The sequence below is a fragment of the Jejuibacter sp. L23 genome, assembly GCF_050815825.1.
Lineage (GTDB): Bacteria > Pseudomonadota > Gammaproteobacteria > Enterobacterales > Enterobacteriaceae > Jejubacter > Jejubacter calystegiae.
In genome coordinates this window covers 3,386,276-3,406,088 of record NZ_CP138199.1, presented here as the reverse complement: position 1 = coordinate 3,406,088, position 19,813 = coordinate 3,386,276, and the positions used below count along the sequence as shown (strand labels likewise).

Sequence of the window (19,813 nt, the reverse complement as noted above, 5' to 3'; positions counted from 1 at the left end):
CGGGGGCGAACAAAACTTGCTTTTGTGCGCTCCCGTCAGCAGACAAGCCCCGTAACAACGGTTACTGGCGCGTCAGTCGCTTTCATATTCCTTCAGAGACGAACTCACCTTTTCTCTTACGCGTTGCAGGAAACTGAGGGCATCAGTACCCCATAAGTCAGGATCAAACTCCAGATCGTAGCGCTTCCTGAACGTTTCTTCCGGATCGTCAACTTCCTCCAGGAAAAGGTCAATATCAGCGATTAACCCATAGCGCATAGCAAAATGGCTATCGGCGATAAATGCGTCAATTTTGGGTTCGATTTCATCACTGTCATCGATAAGATCGTAATCCTGCCCGAAGTAAACAGTGATAAAGCAGTCAAGCTCATTGAGGATCATTATTCAAATCCTGTCGGACCTTTTCCCTTGCGAATTTCAGGAAGTCATGGGGGGTTGTGCCCCAAAGTTCTGGCACAAAATACTCGCCGTAAACGTCATGGAACGTCCTGTCCAGGGCTTCACCTAAAGCCAGAAATTCATCAATATCATCAAGAAGCGCCAGCTGCATTGGTCGTCCGGAGTGTTGATTATAGGCATCGATCTTTGGCTGAATCTCTTCACTGTCGTCAATAAGGTCATAATCATGACCGAAGTAATTACAGATAAAATTATCCAGCTCTCGTGCCTTATCTTTAACAAACATAACTTACTCCATTGGCATTGAGGTTACGATGAAATAAGGCTTTCCGTTATATTCGGTAAGCTCCAGCCAGAGCTCAACGCGGTAACATTTCCGAACTTCAGAACTTCCCCTCTTTATGACAATGCCAGTTGGTTGAGCAAAGGTAGTGGAAAATTTTTTTCGCCAGGGGGTACCTTTGGGTTGGTGACGCACGAACATTTCAATGGCATTTTTATGTTCTCGCAACACCTTTGTTGTCAGCCTTTCTGCTTCATCCAGATTTCTGAAAGAGCTGGCTGCGGGTAACCCGGGGCGTCTTTCGAGCCTTGCCAGTAGTTCTTCTGGCGTTTTACCTACGTGGCATTCCAGCGTATGCCCTCCAGGGTGCTTTCCGGTTGCTGACTCATGTATCGCCAGTTTTATCCTTCCGTTGCGAACGGCTGCGATACGGACGGCGCTGACGGCCAGTGCAAATCCCATCGGGATAGCGAGATCAACTGTCATTCCAACGTGAGCAGCGGTCTGGCGATTTGCTCCCAGCCCTTCAGCCAGGGACACGGCCGTATTGTAAGTATCAGTATTGATTTGCCTGCCGGTCCACATCTGTCGTGCGGAAGCCTGTATGGCATCCAGGCTGTGGGTGCCTACGATGACACAACCCGCTTTAGTGAGCATAGTGGGATCGGGCGCAACACACATGACGCCCGCCCCAAACATTTCTGCCACGCCACCTGCCAGCCCCAGACCTCCCCACAGACGGTTACTGAGGGTTTCTCCCTCACTGACGGATTTATCGGTCAGAACAGCGGCAAGCTGAACCGGGGAGAGGGCCATTCTGACCCCACTATCGTCTGTCATATCCGGGGGACTCCCTGTTGTGCTTAAAAGGCTGGCACCATCATAACAGCCACAACCATTAATTTTCATAATCGCAAAAAGAGTTTATCGCTGACCGTCTCTCCTGTCCTGCGCATTCTGTACACACCTTTTTAACTCCCTTTGGAGGTGTGTATGAACCCATCCCGTCCGGCCCGGCATTTGAGCGCCCGTATTCCGGGCATGACTGGCCTGCTGTTACTGACCGCTTTATCCGTATCAACGTCAACCCGGGCTGCCGAGAAAGACGAACTGGCCTCTGTCCTGCGTCAACTGGACCAGGTGCAGGCCTCACTGGAGCGAGCCCGCGTGGCCGCCACTCAGGCCGATCCGGCAGAGCATGGGCGCTTCTTCTTTGACTATCGCCAGGCAACGTCCGACCTGAACACGATTCGGGGCGGAGTCGGGCGCTATCTGGAGCCCTCCCGGGCACAGCCCCGGTCATCGCATATCGGCGGTCATTACCGCCGGGAGCGTCCCTGATGGGACTGAGTGCTGCACAGTCCACGGCCTTTAAAGCCGGCTCAGGAAACATTGAAGTCAGCATTCTGCACCTGGTCTGTATCGGTGCGCTGCTGGCGTTTCTGCTCCTCTGAAGGTGGCCGAAGCGGGGCTGACGACGTTCTCGGAAGTCCGCGATCAGAAAGCCTCATGGGGCAAGTTTGGCGCCATCGTAGTGGTGGGGGTGATATTGCTGGTCACCGTTATCTGGCTGCTGACCAAATCGGCCTCAATCATTCTGTGAGTCCCCATTATGCAGACCATTCGCTTTTTACCCGACCGTCTCAACAGTGAACCCGTGGTGTTCCGCGGGTTTACCACCCCGGAGTTGGGGCTGGCTGCGCTGGCCGGTCTGGGGGCGGGTCTGCTCCTGTCGTTACCGTTCATTCCGCTTGCCGGCTGGGTCATTGTGCCCACCGGCATGCTGGTGATGCCGCTGTTGCTTATCTGGTCCGGAGGCCGGTGGCTCAGTCGCGTCAAACGGGGCAAGCCAGAAAATTATATCTGGCAGCGACTGGAGGAGTTCAAACGCCGTCATGCCCTGGGTAATCCGACGCTTATCGTTGATGCCCGGGGCTGGTCCCTGAAACGTACCGGGAGAGAAAAATGAGCCGTTTTCGTCATGCGGTGAAAAATCGCGATCAGCACATCCTGACGCTGCGTATTGCCTGTGGCGTACTGGTCGTTTTCCTGCTGATCGCCTGTGCCGGCTGGATGCTGGCGCCCAGTAAACTGACCATTCACAACCCGCCGGATCTGCGTACCGGCAGTACCCGCCCCTGGTGGGAGGTGCCGACACCGTCGGTTTATTCCTTTGCCTTCTATATCTTCCAGCAACTGAATGCCTGGCCGAAGAACGGCGATGTGGACTACCCGGCGAAAATTAACGCGCTGTCGGCGTATCTGACGCCTTCATGCCAGAACTTCCTGAATTCCGATGCCCGGCGGCGCGGAGACAGCGGTGAACTGCTGGACCGCGTTCGCGTGGTGTATGAAATCCCCGGCCGCGGCTACCAGTCAAAGAGCGTACGTGTGGTTGATCAGGATCACTGGGTGGTACGCCTCGACCTGGTGGCCGATGAGTATTTTCATGCTGAGCCGGTGAAGCGTGCGCTGGTTCGCTATCCGGTGAAGGTGGTGCGCTGGGAGGGGGATGCCGAGCGTAATCCATTTGGTCTGGCGCTCGACTGCTATGACGGCGTTCCGCAGCGTCTGGAAGCGGCACCGCCAGCTCCGGCCCCGAAAAAATCAGGAGTATTCCAGTGATGATGACCCGAAATGATGCCCGCGCCGGGCTGATGGCGCTGTCCCTGTCACTGATGCCAGTGGCCGCGCTGGTCTCACCGGCTCAGGCCGATGAACTGATGAAATGGGAGCGTATTCCGCTGCAGATCCCGCTGAAGGTGGGGCAGGAGCGGGTGGTGTTCGTGGATAAAAATGTCCGCGTCGGATTTCCACCAGCGCTGAACGGAAAATTGCGGGTGCAGAGCACCGGCGGCGCCGTGTATCTGAAGGCCGACAGCGACTTTCCGCAGACCCGGGTTCAGTTGCAGGATGTGGAGGGTGGCGGGGTGATTCTGCTCGATATCACCGCCGGTGAAAAGGGGCCGGCCGAGCCTGTCCGTCTGGTTTACAGCGGTGATGTGACGACGCTCAACAGCGCCACAGACGTGGTCGGTCAGGGGCAGCCGAAGCATACCGCACCCGGCAGTGACGATGGCAGTCAGGCGAAGCGTCAGAAAGTGAAGTACAGCGCCCCCATTCCGGTACTGCTGACCCGCTATGCGGCGCAGAGTCTGTATGCGCCGCTGCGTACCGTCGAAGCTGTGCCCGGTATTCGTCCGGTCAACCCGCATCTGCCGGCACGTATCACCACCCTGTATCCCTCTGAGCCGGTCCGGGCAACGCCGCTGTCTGCCTGGGGAGTGGCAAACCGGGCTGTGGTGGCCATCCGCCTGCAGAACACCGCCAGCCGCAAAATCATTCTCGATCCCCGGGCCCTGCAGGGGCAGTTTACCGCGGCGACCTTCCAGCATCGCTGGCTGGGGCCCGCCGGTACGCCGGAGGACACCACCACGGTTTATCTCGTTACGGGGCCGCGCCCGGAGCAGGCGTTTATCGCGGAGCCGTCTGCCGTTCGCAAGGCTGTCCGTAGAGTTAAGAAGGAGACGGGCCATGCAGATTAAGTCTAATACCGTGGTGAAGTTCATTGTGCCGGCGGTGATGGTCGCTGGCCTGGCGGTGGGCCTGAAAAGCTGTAAGGACGAACAGCCGAAGGAGGGCGTGCCGGCCGATGTAACCACCGCGCTGAAAAACCTGTCGCCGGATGAACTGAAGGCGCTCGGCGTGGAAGGGGACACGCCGGAAGATACGCTGCGTACGCTGATTGGCCGTCTGAATGATGTCCGGGATCGTCAGAAAACGCTGGACAGGCAGAATACGGCGCTGCTGAAAGAAAATGAGCAATTGCGTAAGCAAAAAACTGACGTAAACGGCCAGGTTAATGAGGCGGTTGAAGGATGGCGCAGGGAGTATGACAAACGCCAGCAGCAGCTGCAGTCCGAACAGACGACCCTGCTGAGAAAGGTCCAGGAGCTGACCGGGCAACTGAAAGAGGCCGGCAGTAAAAAGCCCCCGGCAGGCAGTGACAGCGATATCCCGCTGGGACTGGGGCTGGACGGGCTCGGAGGGACCCCCGGCAGCAGCGCCGCCCGGGGCAATGACGGTCTGATGTGGGTCACGCCGACCGACCAGAAAGAGCCCGATCCGCGTGACGCGGCACGGGGTCAGGCCCCGACGTTTCCGACATCATTCCTGGACGACAATCCCCTGACCCGGCAGAAAGCCGCGTATGAGCAGCAGGTGAAGGGACGTACCAGTGAGAAGGGCGCGGAGGCATCCGCTGAACCGGTCTACACCCTGCCGGAGAACTCGACCCTGGTGGGCAGCCGGGCGATGACCGCGTTGCTGGGCCGGGTACCGATCAACGGCACGGTGACTGACCCATATCCGTTCAAGGTGCTCATCGGTAAGGACAACCTGACGGCGAACGGCATCGAGCTGCCGGATGTGGAAGGCGCGGTGGTGTCCGGCACGGCCAGCGGTGACTGGACGCTGTCCTGCGTCCGCGGTCAGGTCAACTCCATTACGTTTGTGTTTGCCGACGGCACTGTCCGTACGCTGGCGAAGACGGCCACCGGGAATAACGCGAACAACCAGAATAATGCGCAGACCGCGAACAATGCCAGCGGTGGTATTGGCTGGATTTCTGATGAAGCCGGTATCCCGTGTATCGGCGGGGAGCGTAAATCCAATGCATCCACGTACCTGCCGACCCTGTTCGGTTTGTCCGCAGCCAGTGCGGCCGGCGATGCCCTGAGCGAGGGGCAGTACACCACACAAAATAACGTTAACGGTATTTCCTCCACGCTGACCGGCAACGCAGGCCAGGCTGCGCTGGGCAAAGCCCTGTCCGGTGGTATGGGGGAGACCGCTGACTGGGTGAAACAGCGCTACGGACAGACGTTTGATGCCATCTACGTTCCGCCGGGCATGGACCCGATGCCACCGGTGGCCATGCTCAACCAGGCCTGTGAGCGGGTGGTGAGTGCGCTGGGCGGTACCGGCATCCGCTGTACCCGTCAGAACGGCCTACAGGTGCACAGTTGGCTACTGCGCCTGTTTAATCCGGCGCCGGACTGGGTGGACAAAACTACCCTGTATCGCCAGGCAGCCTGGGCGTCCCCCGGGGATACGCCAGACGGGGAAATGCCAGTCAGCAATGATTTTGCGGAAACGCTGTGGTTCACGCCACCGGTGTCTGACCCGGAGAATGGAGTGTGGTGGATCGATAACAAACCCCACTGCGCACTGTCTGTCGAACGACTGCGTACGCCACCGTCCCCGGGAACGATGACCGGGGAAAAGCCGCGGGGGGAGAAAAAAATCAATGCCCTGATGGATATGTTTCCGGAGGGGACGATGATGTGCATGACCGTGGTGGTTCAGCCTCAGGACCGCCTGGAGGAGCAGTTTAACCGGCTGGCCAAAAACGCGGTGGGGGAGAATACCGAATCCGGCCGCGTCCGCCAGGACGTGAATACGGTGAAAGAGTATCTGGGGAATCGTCACAAGCTGTACCGTGCCGGCATCACGTTTCTGCTGCGCGGTGAGGATATGGAGAGCCTGAAGCGTAAGCGGCTCGATTTGACCACCGTGCTGCTGGGCGCCGGCCTGCAGCCGGTTCGCCCGGAGTTTGATGTAGGACCGCTCAACACCTGGATTCGGGCGCTACCAATGTGCTTTAACCCGGATACCGATAAAAAACACTGGTACACCCGCCTGACCTGGGTGCAGCACATTGCCGGCCTGTTGCCGGTAACCGGCCGTGAAACCGGCACCGGCAACCCGGGACTGAGCTTCTTTAACCGCGGCGGAGATGTGCTGACCTTTGACCCGCTCAACCGACTGGATCGTACCCAGAACGCGCACCTGCTGTTGTTTGGCCCGACCGGCGCCGGCAAGTCAGCCACGCTGTGCACCATGTTTTCGCAGGTCATGGCGGTTCACCGCCCGCGCCTGTTTATTGCTGAAGCCGGCAATTCGTTCGGCCTGCAGGCCGATTACTTTGAAAGTCTGGGCCTGACGGTCAATAAAATCAGCATTAAGCCCGGAAGCGGCGTCAGCCTGCCGCCGTTCGCGGATGCACACCGGCTGGTCGAAGAGGGGATTGCGGTACAGGCCGTGGATGAAGCGGATCTGCCGGACATCGATGCCGATACCGATGAAGAGGATGAAGACAAGCGGGATATCCTGGGGGAGATGGAAATCTCGGCCCGCATGATGATTACCGGTGGTGACCCGAAAGAAGAGGCTGACCTGAAACGCGCCGATCGCGCAATGATTCGTGAAGCGCTGTTGATGGGGGCGCACAAATCGTACGCTGAAAACCGGCAGATGCTGCCTTCCGATTTGCAGGCTGCACTGAACGCCATTGCGGCCGGTGAGGGAGAGGAGAGCGGCACTGTCCGTAACGCGCAGCGCCGGGCGAAAGCGGCGGAGATGGCGGAAGCGCTGGGCATGTTCACCCAGCCTGGCAGCTTTGAAGCGGAGCTGTTTAACCGTGAAGGTGAACTGTGGCCGGAAGCGGATGTGACGCTGATTGACCTGGGACATCTGGCCCGTGAGGGTTATGAAGCGCAGATGGCGCTGACTATGGTCTCGATGACCAACATGATTAACAACATCGCGGAGCGCGATCAGTATCTCGGCCGCGATATCGTGTTTGCCGTGGATGAGGCGCACATCGTGACGGTCAACCCGCTGCTGTCGCCGTACATGACCAAAGTGGTCAAGATGTGGCGTAAGCTGGGTGCCTGGCTGTGGCTGGCCACCCAGAACCTGAAGGACTACCCGGATATTGCTGAGAAGATGCTGAACATGGCTGAGTGGTGGATTTGTCTCACCATGCCGCCGGAGGAGGTGAAGGATATCAGCCGGTTCCGGGCGCTGACACCGGAGCAGGAAGCGGTGTTGCTGTCGGCCCGTAAGCTGTCTGGCTGCTATACGGAAGGGGTGGTACTGGCCAAACGCATCGAGGCGCTGTTCCGGGCGGTACCGCCGAGTCTGTATCTGGCACTGGGCATGACGGAGAAGGATGAGAAGGCAGAGCGCCGGGCGCTGATGCGCGAGCATCACTGCAGCGAGCTGGAAGCGGCTGTCCGGGTGGCCCGCAAGCTGGATAAGCTGCGCGGTTTGTGTGATGAACAGGAGGCCGCATGATGACGCTGAAGTATCCGGTGCCTCAGGCAGACCCCGAACCGGTCATGCCTGACGGTAACGTATTCACTCTGCCGCCGCAGGGTGAGCCCCGGGTGTCGGCTTTCACCCGGGAGAATCTGCAGCGACTGAACGCACAGATTCGCCGGCGCCTGCCGGGTGCTACAACCATCATTTGCCATCCCCATCGTGTCGGGTTAAGCAGCTGCGTGGCCGTGACGGTGGAAGGACGATTGCGCAGAGCGGTGAATATTCTGATCACGGTCAGCGGGCAGGAAAGCTGGCCGGATGAAGAGGAGTACGAACTTCCGCGCTGGTACATCACGGTGACGGATACGGCCGATATGCTCTATCTGGTGCTGTGGATGAATGGTGTGGTGGGGCACTGAGTTTAATGAATAGCCGGGGTGCCTGCCATCCCTGTCGTTATCGATTGATAATTGATGCATAACTATACGTCAGGCTGAAAGCCTCGTCTGTGCTTCCGGTGGGCTTTCGGCTTGATTTATATCAATAAAATTTTAAATGATGTTTCTCTGTAAAGGAATGGAGGGAGATAATTGTCCTCTTTGTTACGAAAAAGGAGTTTGTTCAATGGCTATTCCGGTTTATTTATGGCTTGAAGATGATGGCGGGGCGCCCATAAAAGGCAGTGTTGAAGTGAGTGGTAGAGAGGGGAGCATCGAAGTTAGTGAACTGATGCACTCCGTAGAACAGCCTGTCGATCCTCTGACAGGTAAAGCTACAGCAAAGCGCTTACATAGCTCATATTCATTTATGAAAAGCATTGATGATTCATCTTCCTATTTATACAAAGCTTTGTCTACGGGGCAGACACTTAAAAAAGCTGTGTTTAAGTTCTATCGAATCAACTACAACGGACAGGAAGAAGAATATTTCAGAACTACCCTGGATAACGTGAAAATCACAGAGATTGAGCCATTTATGATGGATATTAAAAAGTCTCAATGGGAAAGGCATGAGCATCTTGAATATGTTGATTTAGCCTACGAAAAAATCACATGGCATTATCTGGATGGTAATGTTATTCATTCTGATTCATGGAAGGACGGGTGGCATAATGGCATGGGAATATGATGTGGCGACACACACTTTTACCCGTAATGGTGAAACATATACTGCGGATTATGCGGGTGCATCGGGTTATAAGAATGATAGTTCTAAAGAATGTGTAAAAAATAAAGGTCCACTCCCCAGAGGAACCTATACAATCGGTGCTCCTCATAACTCAGCTCATACGGGAAAATATACTCTCGATCTTACTCCCTACCTGAGCAATAACATGTGTGGGCGAGATGCTTTCCGAATTCATGGCGCAAGCAGGAGGCGTCCACTGGACTCATCTGAAGGCTGTATTATCGCTCCTCTCAGCGTCAGAAAGAGCATCTGGGCAAGTGGTGACAGGGAGTTGAAAGTAAAATGAAGCGTCTCTTGTTTTTTGTGCTTGCTGCTGCGGTCTCTCCTGTTGTGATGGCTATGCAGATGGAGGGTTTTGGAGCCAGTTATTATCACGATGATTCATCTATTATTAGCCACGATGCCAATAAAAATTTAGTGCCCGATGTAATTGTTGGCAGTGACATCTTTGTAATGGAATTTAGCCACCTTGCAGATATTGCAAAAGTCACAGGCGTAGTGATTAACCAGGACGACAGGGCGTCATGGCTTTGCCTTGCATCTAAAAGCGTTAACTACTGGTTTATCTCTGATAATGAGATGGGGCAAGGAGATTTAACCTCTATAGCGATTGCCAGAGATGGGCGGCAAAAAGGTTGCTCTCCTTATAGCAATGATTTAAGCGTCAGGGTTAAGGGGGTTCCTTTACTGGGGGTATCATCAGAAAATTTCGCATCGGTGCTTAAAGGTAAACCGGGTGATAATATTATTCAATACTGCAATGACACTCAAAAATATGGTGATTTTATTCAGATGAATTGTCTTCAGTATTATCTGGAAAACAAAGTCGTTGAAGGTGTTCTTATTAGTCAGGTCACATCTAACTAAATGTCACTACCGAAGCTACCGGATGAGTGGCTTTTTTCTGCGGAATTAACTCCATCGCATCGGCCTGCTCACCGATGATGGCCGATACCCTCCTGATTGAGTGGGCATCGGGAACCGGGAACGGGGCGATATCAACTGCGACAGCCTTACTGAATTAATTTTTAACCACGGATTTTTAGTTTATTGCAGCTTTCCTGAAAGCCGGGGAGCACGCTGTCAGGCGATTTAGTCTGACGGAGTCTCCCAATGAAATTACGTAATTTGATCCTCCTGCCGGCGCTTCTGCCGGTGACGGTGCTGGCGGGCACGGTGCTTTATACCGACAGTCAGCATATCCCTGAGAATCTTCCCCCGGATATTGCGGTTGTGTTGCTGGATGAGCCTGACCGGCTGCAGGCGGATATGTTTGGTCAGTTGTCGCCTGACCCGGAGCAGGCAGCGGCACAGGCCAGGCAGGTGATGGCATCCCCACAGTGGCAGCAGCGACAGCAGCAACTGGTTACTTCTTATCGTCAGGTGGTCCGTGCCTGGGAACTGGGTGTCAGAAAGGTCCCGGCTGTAGTGTTCGACGATCGGGATGTGGTCTACGGCACTACCGATGTGGTACGGGCTACGGCACTGCGCCAGCAGGCAGGAGGTGGCCAGTGAACCCGCCAGTTTCACGTCTCAGGGCTACATTCCGCGCTGCGGCCGTTGCATCGATGCTGGGAACCGCCTCGATGCCGGCGGCGGTGGCTGCACTGAATACGGCACAGATTATGACCAGCGCCATTTCTCAGAGCTGTATCAGCTGGCGGGTGAGTGGTATTTGCTACTGGCTGTTCTGCACAACATTTGGCTGTAGCGTTAAGACGTCTGTGAAAGTCACCCACTATATTCCTGAAGTGGTGGTATCCACCTACGTGGCTCCTGGCGGCAACCCCTGGACTGAAATGGCATTTGTCAGCCAGACGTCCGGGGGACTGGAGAATACCATCATCAGCGGTCTGTCCGGTGTCTCTGCCGGCGGCGCGAATCCGGCGGATATGAAGAACCCGGGCCACCGTCATTCCAGTATTCGTTTCAAGTACGCGGATGCCATTGGCCATCCCTCCACCTCCGTTATCGGCGGCAGCATTTCCGGCTACTCCTGCGATACCGCCGCCACTCCCCTGATGCCGTATTTCCTCAGCACGCTGGATTCCATTGCGTGGCGTACTGGTGTGCCTGAGTCACTGTATCCAGAGGCGTTGATTCCCGGTCAGCGGGAAATCGGCAGTCAACTATCCGGGAATATGTGGGGAAACATCTATCCGCGATCGGGATTTGTCAGTCAGACCGATGATGACAAGGCTTCGGCGCTGGTCGCCCAGAGGGTGGCCGACATTATCACCCGGGTCGGCCAGCCCCACGTCTATCAGGTGCTGCAGGGGCATAAACAGCCAGGTTACTGGCCGCCGGACCCGGTAACAGAGAACACCGGTACGAAGAATCATAAGTGGCAGCGGCTGGCGCCGCAACTGAGCCAGAGCTGTGCGGTATTCCCGGATGGTAGCCACACAGCGGCCAGCGATAACAATGCGGCCTTTGCGCTTTGGCAGCCGTACAGCTGCTGCAAGCGCCGGGGCCAGAAATTACTGAGCAGTACTGATATCTGATGAGGAGCAATATAAGCATGAACGTCATTTATTCATTGAAATCGGTGACCGGCATGGTGGTGATGCTGGCAGGTATGGCGACAATCCCGTTCGCTCAGGCAGAGCTTTCCCTTCCGCAGGTGAACGACAGCGCTATTGGTTACGGTAAATCTGTGGACGGGGCGGTTTCGGACAAGCTGTTTTATACCCTGGGGGGCGGTTCGGTGATTTCACAGCCGGCGACCCGCAGCAACATGAAAAAGCTGGGGCTGGATATTGGCTGGAGCAGCGATCTGATGTGCGGAAACTTCGACCTGAAGACGACGGTTGGCAACCAGTTGAACGGTGTGACAGCAGGGTTTAAAAACCTGATGGGGGAGGTTATCCAGGGCGCGACCGGCGCGGTGGCCAGTCTGCCGGCGATGCTGATTCAGCGGGCCAACCCAGGGTTATATGACATGCTGACCAACGGTGTGCTGCAGGCGAATGTCTCATTCGATAAGGCGCAACTGAACTGTCAGAACATGGCGAAGAAAATGATGGATTTCACGGACAGTAGTACGTGGACACAACAGGCCATGCTGGAAGAGTACAAATCCATCGTCAACAGCGGTGATGGTGATGCCGTTCGCCTGGATAATGCAGGTCGTAAAGTCACTGGTAATAAAGGAAGTAGCTGGATTGGGGGCCGAAAGAGAGGGGGGGGTGGGCAACCTGCTATCCGGCCCACTCATGATTTGGCTGCAGCAGGCTTTAACATGATGAACAGCCTGCCGGTGACCAGTACTTCCGCTGTCAGCTCCGGCAGTTGTAATGGTGGTCTCTGCCGTAAGTTTAGTAGTGCGGAAGCAGCGGCCGAAATGGTAGTGAAAGTGCTGGGTGATAAATCTATGCGCACCTGTAGTGATGCATCGAAATGTACCAGTGGAGATGAAGACGATCAACCTGGTGCCGTTGCTGGTACGGGTTTTTCGCCTCTGCTGGAAGAAGCAACAAAGGTTAATACGGAACAGTTGGTGAAACTGGTGAACGGTGCGGTAAAACCCACGGCCACAGAGCTGGCAAAACTGAGAACCGGCGGATTGCCGGTGACGGCCAATGTTATCAGGGCGCTGCAACGCGATCCGGATAATGCTGCGCTGACGGCCCGTCTGGCCGGTGAGTTGGCGATGTCGGATACGGTTGAGACCGCGCTGTTGATGCGCCGGATGCTGGTAACGGGAATGTCAGAACCCAATGCAGCAGCCCAACCTAAGATTATTAATATGGTTGAGTTGCGTGTTGATGCTCTCGATCGGGAAATTACAGCGCTGAAAAATGAAATGGAGCTTAAACGCGAACTGGCCCGTAATTCCGTGCTGACCATTATTGAACGGGATAATGCGCGGGTGGGCAGTAACCCGATGATTCAGCAGACGGATAATGCTGACAGCCGCTTCCAGAAACTCGAAACCCCTGATGCGAAATAAGGAAGGTGATGGCATGAATAATCATCATCGCAGCCTGTTGCGCAAAACGGGCAGGGGACTGAAAGTCGGAGGGCTTTTTCTTCTGGCCCTGCTGATGGTTCTGGGGGGCGGTCTCTGGCTGGCCGATTTGGGAATGCTTCATCCTGAAGGTGTGGCCTCGTTTAAAAACTGGATGCATGAGACACGCTACGGCTGGCTGGCGTGGCGTCTGGTGCTTTACTGTGCTGTCGGATGGGGGGGATGGAAAATCTGGCATGCCCCCGGATTCAGACCGGAGTACCGGCGCCCGGCGTTACGTATGGCTGGTGCGAGTATCCTGTTTGTACTGGTTTGTGAATACTCCATTTTTTCAGGCGTGGGAGGCTGATTTTGTATGACGACGAACAGCTATCTGGAGTATTTCCTGACCCTGCTGGGCTGGCTTATCAATAACGGGCTCTGGAATGTACTTATCAGCACCGGCCTCTTTGCACTGCCGCTGGCTATTAAAGTGGTGGGTATCTGGCTGAAGGTTCGTGAGGAAGGGGAGGATGAAGGTAACAAGGGCATGCTGTCGTTGCCTCGCATCGAGAATGCGCTTTATGGTGCGTTCTTCGTGATGATCGCCTGCTGTGTTCCGCTGGTCCAGGTCAGTCTTTCCACCCTGGAGTTCGATAAGACCCGGGCCAGAACGTGCGGGACCTGGACACCGAAGGCGCCTGATGAAAGTGGTTATAGCGGTATTATTTCCAGTATGGATGGTGAATCGGCCGCCGCGCCAGTCTGGTGGGTTCTGATCCATAAACTCTCAAAAGGCGTGACTCAGGCGGCCGTGGCCAGTATCCCCTGCAGGCCGGATTTACGACAGCTGCGCTTTGAGGTTCAGCGGGCGTTTATTGAAAACCGGGCGCTGGCCGACGAGCTGCAGGACTTCACCAACGACTGCTATTCACTGGCGCTCTATCAGTGGAAGCGGCGCGATCAGGGGCAGACGACGGATAAGGCTGTGCTGTCGGATATCGGCTGGATCGGCAGTAGCACGTTCCTGAAAGGAGATTATACAACCCTGCAGTCTAAAATGCCGCGGGCGGCATTTCCCTGGAATGAGGCAAGGGACAGTGGTCGGCCAAATACCGGGCAGGGAGGATACCCGACCTGCAGTGAATGGTGGACGGCGGCTGATACCGGTCTGAAGGCCAGGGTGATGAAGCATGTGGATGACAGCTACTGGTTGCGCCTGTCGGCGGCAATGAAAATGATTGGTGCCGGCAACCAGGCAGAGTATCAGGAAGTCGTGATTCGGCGACTGGTCAGCCCTGCGAACCTGACGGTATCACATGGTGGTGAAGTCTATAATGGCTATGGCGGAAATGCAGACATGACAGCAATGAATGCGGGTTCCCGTATTGCCGGCACTGCGGGGGCTGCGGTGGCTTCACTGGGGGCGTTCCCGGCACTGGATGCGATGCGTCAGGCGTTACCTATGGTTCAGGCCGTGTTGCTGATGGCGCTTTATATCATGGTACCGCTGATTCTGGCTTTTGCGGCCTATGAGTTTAAAACGGTGGTTACTCTGACGTTTGTGATTTTTGCCACCAATTTCCTGACGTTCTGGTGGGAGCTGGCCCGCTGGCTCGATAGTTGGCTGCTGACTGCGTTGTACAGCTCCAGCACACACTCCAGTTTCAATATGATGGGCTTTCAGAACACCTCGGATGATCTGATTATGAATCTGGTGATGGGTTCGATGTTTATGGTGCTACCTGCGGTATGGGTTGGAGCACTGTCTTGGGCAGGGGTTAACGTAGGGCTGGCAATTACAGGTTCGTTTAAAGATGGAACGGGGCGTCCTGGTGATGCAGCACAGAATGGTGGAGAAATGGTGAAAGGAGGGATTGGGAGTTTTTCGAAAGGAATTGACCGAGGACTGAATAAATAATGTGAAAAACAACAGTGTCCAGGTGGACACTGTTGTTCATTCGTTATCAGTGTGCCAGTGCCAATTTTCGGAGCTATATAAGGCATAAGGGCTTTTGTCGTTAGATTTTGATTGGGCAGAAGAAGTATTTAGAGAGAAATCATCTAATTCATTCTGACCAATTTGTTTTGGTGGTTGAGGGTCCGGCAACACTGCATTTAGTAGCCTTTTCATGAATATATTCATATCCATCTCCATTATAAATAAGAGTGCTTTTTTTTTGAGCTATCTTGGCGTTATCATACGGTTTGCTCAAGGGATGTGCAAGATGCTTGACTTTTTTGTTGCTAAGTAAGTTGAGTTATATACAAAATTTAACACGGAGACGTGAATGTTTAAGAGTAAATTTCTGGGTATTGTTACCGTGTCGTTACTGACGACAGCTTGTACTATGGAAGAAATATCGGCAACCAATCAAAAAGTAAGTGATGGTGCTTCAAGTATCATGAACACCCTACGTGGTGGTAGTTCTTCGGCTGATAATGGTATGCCGCATTTGTCGCGTGTACAGCCTTCAGCAAAAGAATCTGCATCGAAATCGTATGAAGTGCCTGTGGATGTGGATACAGCTGCAGCAAGGCTGAAACGCTATTATAAGTTTGTTTCTGATAATGAACTGAGTGCAGTAAGAAAAAATCATGCAGATGGAGATTTGGTTGCCAATGCAATGGTTGAAGAAGGTCAAGAGTGGGAATCCATGCCCGGTAGTTATTATAAGATGGGGTCGGGCTGGGGAGATCAGGACGATCATTTGACGATTGAGCTTGAAAAAAATGGAGTCGGTAGTCGATTATGTATTACATATAAGTCCGCATCTCAGAAGCGTTTGGCAAGTGACAGTCTTCAGCAGTTGATGAAAAATATCAGAGGAGTAGCAGAAGGTACTCTTCGATAAATAAACCAATGATTGAATTATATTATTTAGCATTGTTTATTATAAAAGGATATGATCATGGATTATAAAGGCGAGTTTAATAAGGCAATGCCATGTAAATGCCGGGAGCAGATTGGAATATTGCCTGAAACCGTCCCGAAGAAGTGAGGCCCAGCTATCACAGTCAACAAAGAGGTCGTTCGAAGTCTGAAGGATATATTATATGCGCATCCCGGAAGAGCCGCTATAAAAAAGACCGCCAGGGGGCTGGCGGTTAAATTTGGAAAAAAAAGCAAACATCCTAACTTAGCCAGTTCATTCTACTGCCATCTGTGCTATTGACAATGGTTATTGCTGAAATTAGATGTTTTAATAATGGTATATAAAATAACAGACTATGGTCGTGAGTGAATGCTGTTACGGCAGAAGGGTTGTTTTTCAAATAAGGAGGATCGTGAGGAATTTACCGGGAGAGCAAAAAAAGCCCGCCAGACTATGGCGGGGGAAATATAAAATTAAACACCTAACAAATTTACTATAACATATGATAATGTTTTCTTAACCCATAATAATGAAATTACAGAATTCCATAATGGAAGCCTTTCTGCCAAAGGGAGGTGGTGAGCTAAATACAGTTATTAATAAAATAGGGAGAGAGGTTTTACGAAACACACAAACAAATATGAGATAATCACTCTCATTTTTTAGTGCTTAAAACTGTAGATAGTTGGTACGATTATATAATATCCTTTAGTAAACAGCCTGACATAAACATCTGAAGGGCTTTAGCATGAGAAAGCGGCGAGATTATTACATAAGACGCGTACTGAGAATGAAAGAAAAACGAGTGGTTACGCTAACTATCGGTCTGTTCTTTGATGGCACCGGAAATAACGCAGGTAACCTGGAACAAGCAATAAAGGCTGCGTGTGGAAAATCATTTAACATATCCAGCCCGAATGCAGGTATGATTTTAGAGAATGTTACACGAAATACTTTCAAATATTCATCATTAGAATCAACTAGTTACTCGGGTTACTATACTAATATTTACTGGCTTTATTGCTGGTATCAGGTCATCACGGAGGGAGCCAGTAACTGTCTGCAATATGGTCTTTACATTGGTGGGCCGGGTACCCGGTCTGGTGAGCCAGATTGTCTTGAGGGGTTGGCTCTGGGATGTGGTAGTACCGGGATTATTGCTAAAACTGACGAGGCCGTTTCTGCGGTGGTGGATGCCATAAGCCTTCTCAGGCTAAGACTTGCACCAGATGCCATTGTCAAGCTGCAGTTCGATCTGTTTGGGTTTAGTCGTGGGGCGGCGGCGGCGCGACATTTTGCTAATCGTGTATTTGGTCGGGAGCCGCATCTGATATCGGCGGTTGGTCATGCACTGGAAGGAGTCCATTGTACTGGAGAAGCGGTGGGGAAAGTGCGTTTTATTGGCCTGTTTGATACCGTTGCTGCCGTTGGCTCGATGTCCGGAGGCATGGATCCCCATAGTGCGGATAGTGGTGATGTTAACCTTGTGCTGCGCCCGGGAGTGGCCGAGCGTGTCTTCCATCTGACGGCTCAGCACGAATGTCGGTATAACTTTGCGCTGAATAGTGTTAACCCGGGCTGGCCTGAAATGGCGTTGCCCGGTGTCCATGCCGATATTGGCGGGGGCTATTGGCCAACTGAGTCAGAAGAGATCTTTTTAAGTCGTCCGGTGAGTGAGACCGTGCTGGTGAATGATTCCGATGATCAGACTCGTGCATATCGTAAGGCGCAGGACCAACTTGATGCTCTGAATCATGCTCCTGACATGGCTTCACTGCTGCAATCTCATCCGGCAACGATAACCGTCTGGTCTGATGCCCGGCTGGCACCCGATCGTTATGGTCAGCCACGCAAGCGTAGTTTTGCCGCTATTACATTGAATGGTCGTATAGTTCACAATGACTGGTCCGGCGTAGCGCTGCGGGTGATGAAAGAAGCTGCCAGAGAGGCTGGCGTATGCTTTGCTCCTGAACACAGTATTGGTTTACCCACCTTGCCTGATGAATTGGCTCCATTGCTACAAAAAGCGTTAGAAGCTGCCCTGGCGACAAGGTGTGGGCATAGCGTTGTGCCATTTAGTCAACAGGAAACGGCTCTGATTGCGCAGCGTTATATCCACTGTTCGGCCAACTGGAACGCTATCAATCGTGATAATAATGGCCGGATTGTGGGTAGCATGCATTCGCTTGAGGTAACAGGTTTTCCCAACCGACCTGACCATGACTGGTGTAGAACAATTTATTCAATGGACGGAAAAGTATTATCATATCCTCAATTGTCAGAGTGTATAGTTTAACTGCTATCACACCTCTTGAAATATCCACTCTGGACTGAATTTACTGCACAAAATACTAATTATAGATGGCAAAATTAACCTTGCTGATTTTTATCACAAGGTGTTATTTTATTATATAAGGGTTGAGTAATGCATTTGTTGTTTTTACGTAACTTAAATAATCTACTTATCATTTTATTTATCCTGATTACCGGAGGGACCTGGCCGATAAATGGATACTCTGCTACGCGCCAGGATAGCAGTATGGTCGAGTCCAACTTTCGACATCATTTGGGATCCACAGATGCTTATTGCCAGCAGATAATCTGTTCTCGTCAAGGGAAGATTCTAAGAAGTTGCCACTGTGAAAACAGAGCGTTCTGTGCTGCAATGAAGCAAGAAACCGCACAAATGAAACCATACCGTAACCGTATACTGGGACCAGGGGAAGTTATTTTTTTTCAGACCATCGATGGTGCACATAATGTGGGAATATACATAGGAAATGGTGAATTTATGAATGTTCGATTTCACCACAGAGTGCCGCTATCTGGCCGAAAAAATGCCGGGAGTTGGAGTCGTTTTTATGGATCACCATACTATCGAATCTCATAAGTTGTTAATAATCTTTGCTGGTCCGGTTATAAGGATCAGGATTTTCTTGATACTCCTCTAGATTATTTTGTTTGTTTGCTTTTAAACAAACAAAATTCAGCTCGCAAGGTTGCCCATCGGTTATTGTCCTTCCTTTTGGCTCGCTGTGCTGCTAGCTTCCAAAGCCGGGCGGCCTCACACCAGTCATTACGGTGTTCAGATAAGACAGCTAGATTAGAGTATAACGTATAAGAAAGCTTTTTAGTAAGCTGACTGGTTTCTTTTGTCTGATTTGAATTAAACATGAAATGACCTGGCGTTGAGTTGAAAATATTATTGTAAACCAATGCTCTATATATTTGGTGATTTTGCTTTATACCTTTTTTACATTAATGTCAGACGCTCTGGATTTATCTATTTTGAATTAAATAATAAAATAACGATGCATGGTGGTTGTTTTCTCAGGCATGTCTGGATGATGGAGCTACATGTCTGTCGTGTTAAACGTAGACTTATTATATATTTTCCAATAGTTGACACAACACCCAAAGTGCAATAATAAATATTAAAAATAACTTGTCACTCACGATAACGAGATTGTTTTAACTTACTTATGGTTCATCGACGCCAGAGGTATTGTCGTAAAGTGGCGCTAACGGCGCTAACGGCGCTAACGGCGCTAACGGCGCTAATGCTGATTTCATTATTGATATTATGAGTATCAATAAAATAATTTGCAGTTTTATTACGTTATCAAAAATAAGTGCAAAAACAAATTTTATCTTATAAAACAACTTATTATGATGTGCGTCTGCAGTTCTTTTTCGGGCTAAAAATTTAAGCTTTGCTATCCATTCTCTTGTAAAGGGCAAAGATAGGTAATGACTTCTTGCATATCTGCGACGACCTGGTGTTTAATCTACAAAGCTTGATAAGCGTATATTCAGCTCCAGAGAAGATGAAGGTCTATAATAGATGGCTGAAGAAAAACTGGAGTGAACGCGTGCAGTCAAGGTATCCTGTAGTTTAAATATGACGGGTACAGACAGAAATTAGGATAACCTAATATTTCTTCAGGAATGCATATGAAACTATCATCCTGGCAACGAAATAGTACATAAAATTAATATGCTGGCCGATTA

General features: G+C 52.1%; 23 protein-coding genes and 1 pseudogene. 19 read left to right on the top strand and 5 right to left on the bottom strand.

The window, feature by feature from the left end; translation table 11 throughout:
• Nucleotides 1-72: 72 nt before the first annotated feature.
• Genes SCU88_RS16280 through SCU88_RS16270 form a run of 3 tightly spaced genes read right to left on the bottom strand, consistent with a single transcriptional unit; the run spans nucleotide 73 to nucleotide 1,522 of the window.
• Nucleotides 73-381 (bottom strand): contact-dependent growth inhibition system immunity protein, encoded by a 309-nt coding sequence (locus SCU88_RS16280; RefSeq protein WP_431810029.1) that lies wholly within the window; start codon nucleotides 379-381, stop codon nucleotides 73-75.
• The gene (locus SCU88_RS16275; RefSeq protein WP_175342298.1) at nucleotides 368-685 is read right to left on the bottom strand and encodes a contact-dependent growth inhibition system immunity protein; all 318 of its coding nucleotides are present in this window, start codon (nucleotides 683-685) and stop codon (nucleotides 368-370) included. Before SCU88_RS16275 ends, SCU88_RS16280 begins: the two co-directional genes overlap by 14 nt.
• 3 nt (nucleotides 686-688) lie before the next feature.
• Nucleotides 689-1,522 (bottom strand): RNase A-like domain-containing protein, encoded by an 834-nt coding sequence (locus tag SCU88_RS16270; protein WP_175342297.1) that lies wholly within the window; start codon nucleotides 1,520-1,522, stop codon nucleotides 689-691.
• A gap of 153 nt (nucleotides 1,523-1,675) precedes the next feature.
• On the opposite strand from SCU88_RS16270, the gene SCU88_RS16265 reads away from it, so the two are divergent.
• The 16 genes and pseudogenes from SCU88_RS16265 (at nucleotide 1,676) to SCU88_RS16190 (ending at nucleotide 14,847) form a co-directional block, all read left to right on the top strand.
• Nucleotides 1,676-2,023: an RAQPRD family integrative conjugative element protein gene (locus tag SCU88_RS16265; protein ID WP_175342296.1), complete on the top strand. Its 348-nt coding sequence runs from the start codon at nucleotides 1,676-1,678 to the stop codon at nucleotides 2,021-2,023.
• Nucleotides 2,023-2,136 (top strand): DUF3262 family protein, encoded by a 114-nt coding sequence (locus SCU88_RS16260; protein ID WP_175342295.1) that lies wholly within the window; start codon nucleotides 2,023-2,025, stop codon nucleotides 2,134-2,136. The genes SCU88_RS16265 and SCU88_RS16260 overlap by 1 nt, the downstream gene beginning before the upstream one ends.
• Nucleotides 2,127-2,285: pseudogene (locus SCU88_RS16255) on the top strand (TIGR03745 family integrating conjugative element membrane protein); the annotation flags it as partial. The gene SCU88_RS16260 and the pseudogene SCU88_RS16255, both read left to right, overlap by 10 nt.
• 9 nt (nucleotides 2,286-2,294) lie before the next feature.
• Nucleotides 2,295-2,651 (top strand): TIGR03750 family conjugal transfer protein, encoded by a 357-nt coding sequence (locus SCU88_RS16250; RefSeq protein ID WP_175342294.1) that lies wholly within the window; start codon nucleotides 2,295-2,297, stop codon nucleotides 2,649-2,651.
• Nucleotides 2,648-3,307 (top strand): PFL_4703 family integrating conjugative element protein, encoded by a 660-nt coding sequence (locus SCU88_RS16245; RefSeq protein ID WP_175342293.1) that lies wholly within the window; start codon nucleotides 2,648-2,650, stop codon nucleotides 3,305-3,307. Before SCU88_RS16250 ends, SCU88_RS16245 begins: the two co-directional genes overlap by 4 nt.
• A complete protein-coding gene (locus tag SCU88_RS16240; protein WP_431810028.1) occupies nucleotides 3,307-4,227 on the top strand; it encodes a TIGR03749 family integrating conjugative element protein in 921 nt (306 codons plus the stop codon). The genes SCU88_RS16245 and SCU88_RS16240 overlap by 1 nt, the downstream gene beginning before the upstream one ends.
• Nucleotides 4,217-7,822, top strand: coding sequence for a conjugative transfer ATPase (locus tag SCU88_RS16235; protein WP_431810027.1), 3,606 nt, complete (start codon nucleotides 4,217-4,219; stop codon nucleotides 7,820-7,822). Before SCU88_RS16240 ends, SCU88_RS16235 begins: the two co-directional genes overlap by 11 nt.
• Nucleotides 7,819-8,208, top strand: a complete 390-nt coding sequence (locus SCU88_RS16230) for an acetyltransferase (protein ID WP_175342292.1) — start codon at nucleotides 7,819-7,821, stop codon at nucleotides 8,206-8,208. Before SCU88_RS16235 ends, SCU88_RS16230 begins: the two co-directional genes overlap by 4 nt.
• Nucleotides 8,209-8,413: 205 nt before the next feature.
• On the top strand, nucleotides 8,414-8,917 hold the full coding sequence (gene tssD, locus SCU88_RS16225) for a type VI secretion system tube protein TssD (RefSeq protein WP_175342291.1): 504 nt from the start codon (nucleotides 8,414-8,416) through the stop codon (nucleotides 8,915-8,917).
• The gene (locus SCU88_RS16220) at nucleotides 8,901-9,263 is read left to right on the top strand and encodes a tlde1 domain-containing protein (RefSeq protein ID WP_175342290.1); all 363 of its coding nucleotides are present in this window, start codon (nucleotides 8,901-8,903) and stop codon (nucleotides 9,261-9,263) included. The genes tssD and SCU88_RS16220 overlap by 17 nt, the downstream gene beginning before the upstream one ends.
• Entirely contained in the window at nucleotides 9,260-9,844 is a 585-nt protein-coding gene (locus SCU88_RS16215) for a hypothetical protein (RefSeq protein WP_175342289.1), read from the top strand. Before SCU88_RS16220 ends, SCU88_RS16215 begins: the two co-directional genes overlap by 4 nt.
• Before the next feature lie 246 nt (nucleotides 9,845-10,090).
• Nucleotides 10,091-10,492, top strand: coding sequence for a TIGR03757 family integrating conjugative element protein (locus tag SCU88_RS16210; protein WP_175342288.1), 402 nt, complete (start codon nucleotides 10,091-10,093; stop codon nucleotides 10,490-10,492).
• A 53-nt stretch (nucleotides 10,493-10,545) separates the two neighbouring features.
• Nucleotides 10,546-11,481, top strand: coding sequence for a TIGR03756 family integrating conjugative element protein (locus SCU88_RS16205; RefSeq protein ID WP_175342300.1), 936 nt, complete (start codon nucleotides 10,546-10,548; stop codon nucleotides 11,479-11,481).
• A gap of 53 nt (nucleotides 11,482-11,534) precedes the next feature.
• Entirely contained in the window at nucleotides 11,535-12,929 is a 1,395-nt protein-coding gene (locus tag SCU88_RS16200) for an integrating conjugative element protein (RefSeq protein WP_431810173.1), read from the top strand.
• Between the two features lie 13 nt (nucleotides 12,930-12,942).
• On the top strand, nucleotides 12,943-13,296 hold the full coding sequence (locus SCU88_RS16195; RefSeq protein WP_175342286.1) for a hypothetical protein: 354 nt from the start codon (nucleotides 12,943-12,945) through the stop codon (nucleotides 13,294-13,296).
• Nucleotides 13,297-13,302: 6 nt separating this feature from the next.
• Nucleotides 13,303-14,847 carry a conjugal transfer protein TraG N-terminal domain-containing protein gene (locus SCU88_RS16190; protein ID WP_175342285.1) on the top strand — a complete coding sequence of 515 codons (1,545 nt, stop codon included), beginning with the start codon at nucleotides 13,303-13,305 and terminating at the stop codon, nucleotides 14,845-14,847.
• A gap of 36 nt (nucleotides 14,848-14,883) precedes the next feature.
• Here the strand turns inward: SCU88_RS16190 and SCU88_RS16185 are convergent, their stop codons facing one another.
• Nucleotides 14,884-15,072, bottom strand: coding sequence for a hypothetical protein (locus SCU88_RS16185; protein WP_175342284.1), 189 nt, complete (start codon nucleotides 15,070-15,072; stop codon nucleotides 14,884-14,886).
• Nucleotides 15,073-15,217: 145 nt separating this feature from the next.
• Between SCU88_RS16185 and SCU88_RS16180 the strand changes: the two genes are divergently transcribed.
• The 3 genes from SCU88_RS16180 to SCU88_RS16170 all read left to right on the top strand — a co-directional run bounded on the left by SCU88_RS16180 (nucleotide 15,218) and on the right by SCU88_RS16170 (nucleotide 18,692).
• Nucleotides 15,218-15,781, top strand: coding sequence for a hypothetical protein (locus SCU88_RS16180; RefSeq protein ID WP_175342283.1), 564 nt, complete (start codon nucleotides 15,218-15,220; stop codon nucleotides 15,779-15,781).
• A gap of 769 nt (nucleotides 15,782-16,550) precedes the next feature.
• The gene (locus tag SCU88_RS16175) at nucleotides 16,551-18,098 is read left to right on the top strand and encodes a phospholipase effector Tle1 domain-containing protein (RefSeq protein ID WP_175342282.1); all 1,548 of its coding nucleotides are present in this window, start codon (nucleotides 16,551-16,553) and stop codon (nucleotides 18,096-18,098) included.
• 129 nt (nucleotides 18,099-18,227) lie between these two features.
• Nucleotides 18,228-18,692 carry an NlpC/P60 family protein gene (locus tag SCU88_RS16170; protein WP_431810026.1) on the top strand — a complete coding sequence of 155 codons (465 nt, stop codon included), beginning with the start codon at nucleotides 18,228-18,230 and terminating at the stop codon, nucleotides 18,690-18,692.
• 62 nt (nucleotides 18,693-18,754) lie between these two features.
• Here the strand turns inward: SCU88_RS16170 and SCU88_RS16165 are convergent, their stop codons facing one another.
• Nucleotides 18,755-18,976, bottom strand: coding sequence for an ANR family transcriptional regulator (locus SCU88_RS16165; protein WP_175342280.1), 222 nt, complete (start codon nucleotides 18,974-18,976; stop codon nucleotides 18,755-18,757).
• Between the last annotated feature and the right edge of the window lie 837 nt (nucleotides 18,977-19,813).

Excerpts from the sequence above, each read along its gene's own strand:
- SCU88_RS16280 (WP_431810029.1), bottom strand. The coding sequence starts at position 381 with ATGATCCTCAATGAGCTTGACTGCTTTATCACTGTTTACTTCGGGCAG.
- SCU88_RS16275 (WP_175342298.1), bottom strand. The coding sequence starts at position 685 with ATGTTTGTTAAAGATAAGGCACGAGAGCTGGATAATTTTATCTGTAAT.
- SCU88_RS16270 (WP_175342297.1), bottom strand. The coding sequence starts at position 1,522 with ATGACAGACGATAGTGGGGTCAGAATGGCCCTCTCCCCGGTTCAGCTT.
- SCU88_RS16265 (WP_175342296.1), top strand. The coding sequence starts at position 1,676 with ATGAACCCATCCCGTCCGGCCCGGCATTTGAGCGCCCGTATTCCGGGC.
- SCU88_RS16260 (WP_175342295.1), top strand. The coding sequence starts at position 2,023 with ATGGGACTGAGTGCTGCACAGTCCACGGCCTTTAAAGCCGGCTCAGGA.
- SCU88_RS16250 (WP_175342294.1), top strand. The coding sequence starts at position 2,295 with ATGCAGACCATTCGCTTTTTACCCGACCGTCTCAACAGTGAACCCGTG.
- SCU88_RS16245 (WP_175342293.1), top strand. The coding sequence starts at position 2,648 with ATGAGCCGTTTTCGTCATGCGGTGAAAAATCGCGATCAGCACATCCTG.
- SCU88_RS16240 (WP_431810028.1), top strand. The coding sequence starts at position 3,307 with ATGATGACCCGAAATGATGCCCGCGCCGGGCTGATGGCGCTGTCCCTG.
- SCU88_RS16235 (WP_431810027.1), top strand. The coding sequence starts at position 4,217 with ATGCAGATTAAGTCTAATACCGTGGTGAAGTTCATTGTGCCGGCGGTG.
- SCU88_RS16230 (WP_175342292.1), top strand. The coding sequence starts at position 7,819 with ATGATGACGCTGAAGTATCCGGTGCCTCAGGCAGACCCCGAACCGGTC.
- tssD (WP_175342291.1), top strand. The coding sequence starts at position 8,414 with ATGGCTATTCCGGTTTATTTATGGCTTGAAGATGATGGCGGGGCGCCC.
- SCU88_RS16220 (WP_175342290.1), top strand. The coding sequence starts at position 8,901 with ATGGCATGGGAATATGATGTGGCGACACACACTTTTACCCGTAATGGT.
- SCU88_RS16215 (WP_175342289.1), top strand. The coding sequence starts at position 9,260 with ATGAAGCGTCTCTTGTTTTTTGTGCTTGCTGCTGCGGTCTCTCCTGTT.
- SCU88_RS16210 (WP_175342288.1), top strand. The coding sequence starts at position 10,091 with ATGAAATTACGTAATTTGATCCTCCTGCCGGCGCTTCTGCCGGTGACG.
- SCU88_RS16205 (WP_175342300.1), top strand. The coding sequence starts at position 10,546 with ATGCTGGGAACCGCCTCGATGCCGGCGGCGGTGGCTGCACTGAATACG.
- SCU88_RS16200 (WP_431810173.1), top strand. The coding sequence starts at position 11,535 with ATGGTGGTGATGCTGGCAGGTATGGCGACAATCCCGTTCGCTCAGGCA.
- SCU88_RS16195 (WP_175342286.1), top strand. The coding sequence starts at position 12,943 with ATGAATAATCATCATCGCAGCCTGTTGCGCAAAACGGGCAGGGGACTG.
- SCU88_RS16190 (WP_175342285.1), top strand. The coding sequence starts at position 13,303 with ATGACGACGAACAGCTATCTGGAGTATTTCCTGACCCTGCTGGGCTGG.
- SCU88_RS16185 (WP_175342284.1), bottom strand. The coding sequence starts at position 15,072 with ATGAATATATTCATGAAAAGGCTACTAAATGCAGTGTTGCCGGACCCT.
- SCU88_RS16180 (WP_175342283.1), top strand. The coding sequence starts at position 15,218 with ATGTTTAAGAGTAAATTTCTGGGTATTGTTACCGTGTCGTTACTGACG.
- SCU88_RS16175 (WP_175342282.1), top strand. The coding sequence starts at position 16,551 with ATGAGAAAGCGGCGAGATTATTACATAAGACGCGTACTGAGAATGAAA.
- SCU88_RS16170 (WP_431810026.1), top strand. The coding sequence starts at position 18,228 with ATGCATTTGTTGTTTTTACGTAACTTAAATAATCTACTTATCATTTTA.
- SCU88_RS16165 (WP_175342280.1), bottom strand. The coding sequence starts at position 18,976 with ATGTTTAATTCAAATCAGACAAAAGAAACCAGTCAGCTTACTAAAAAG.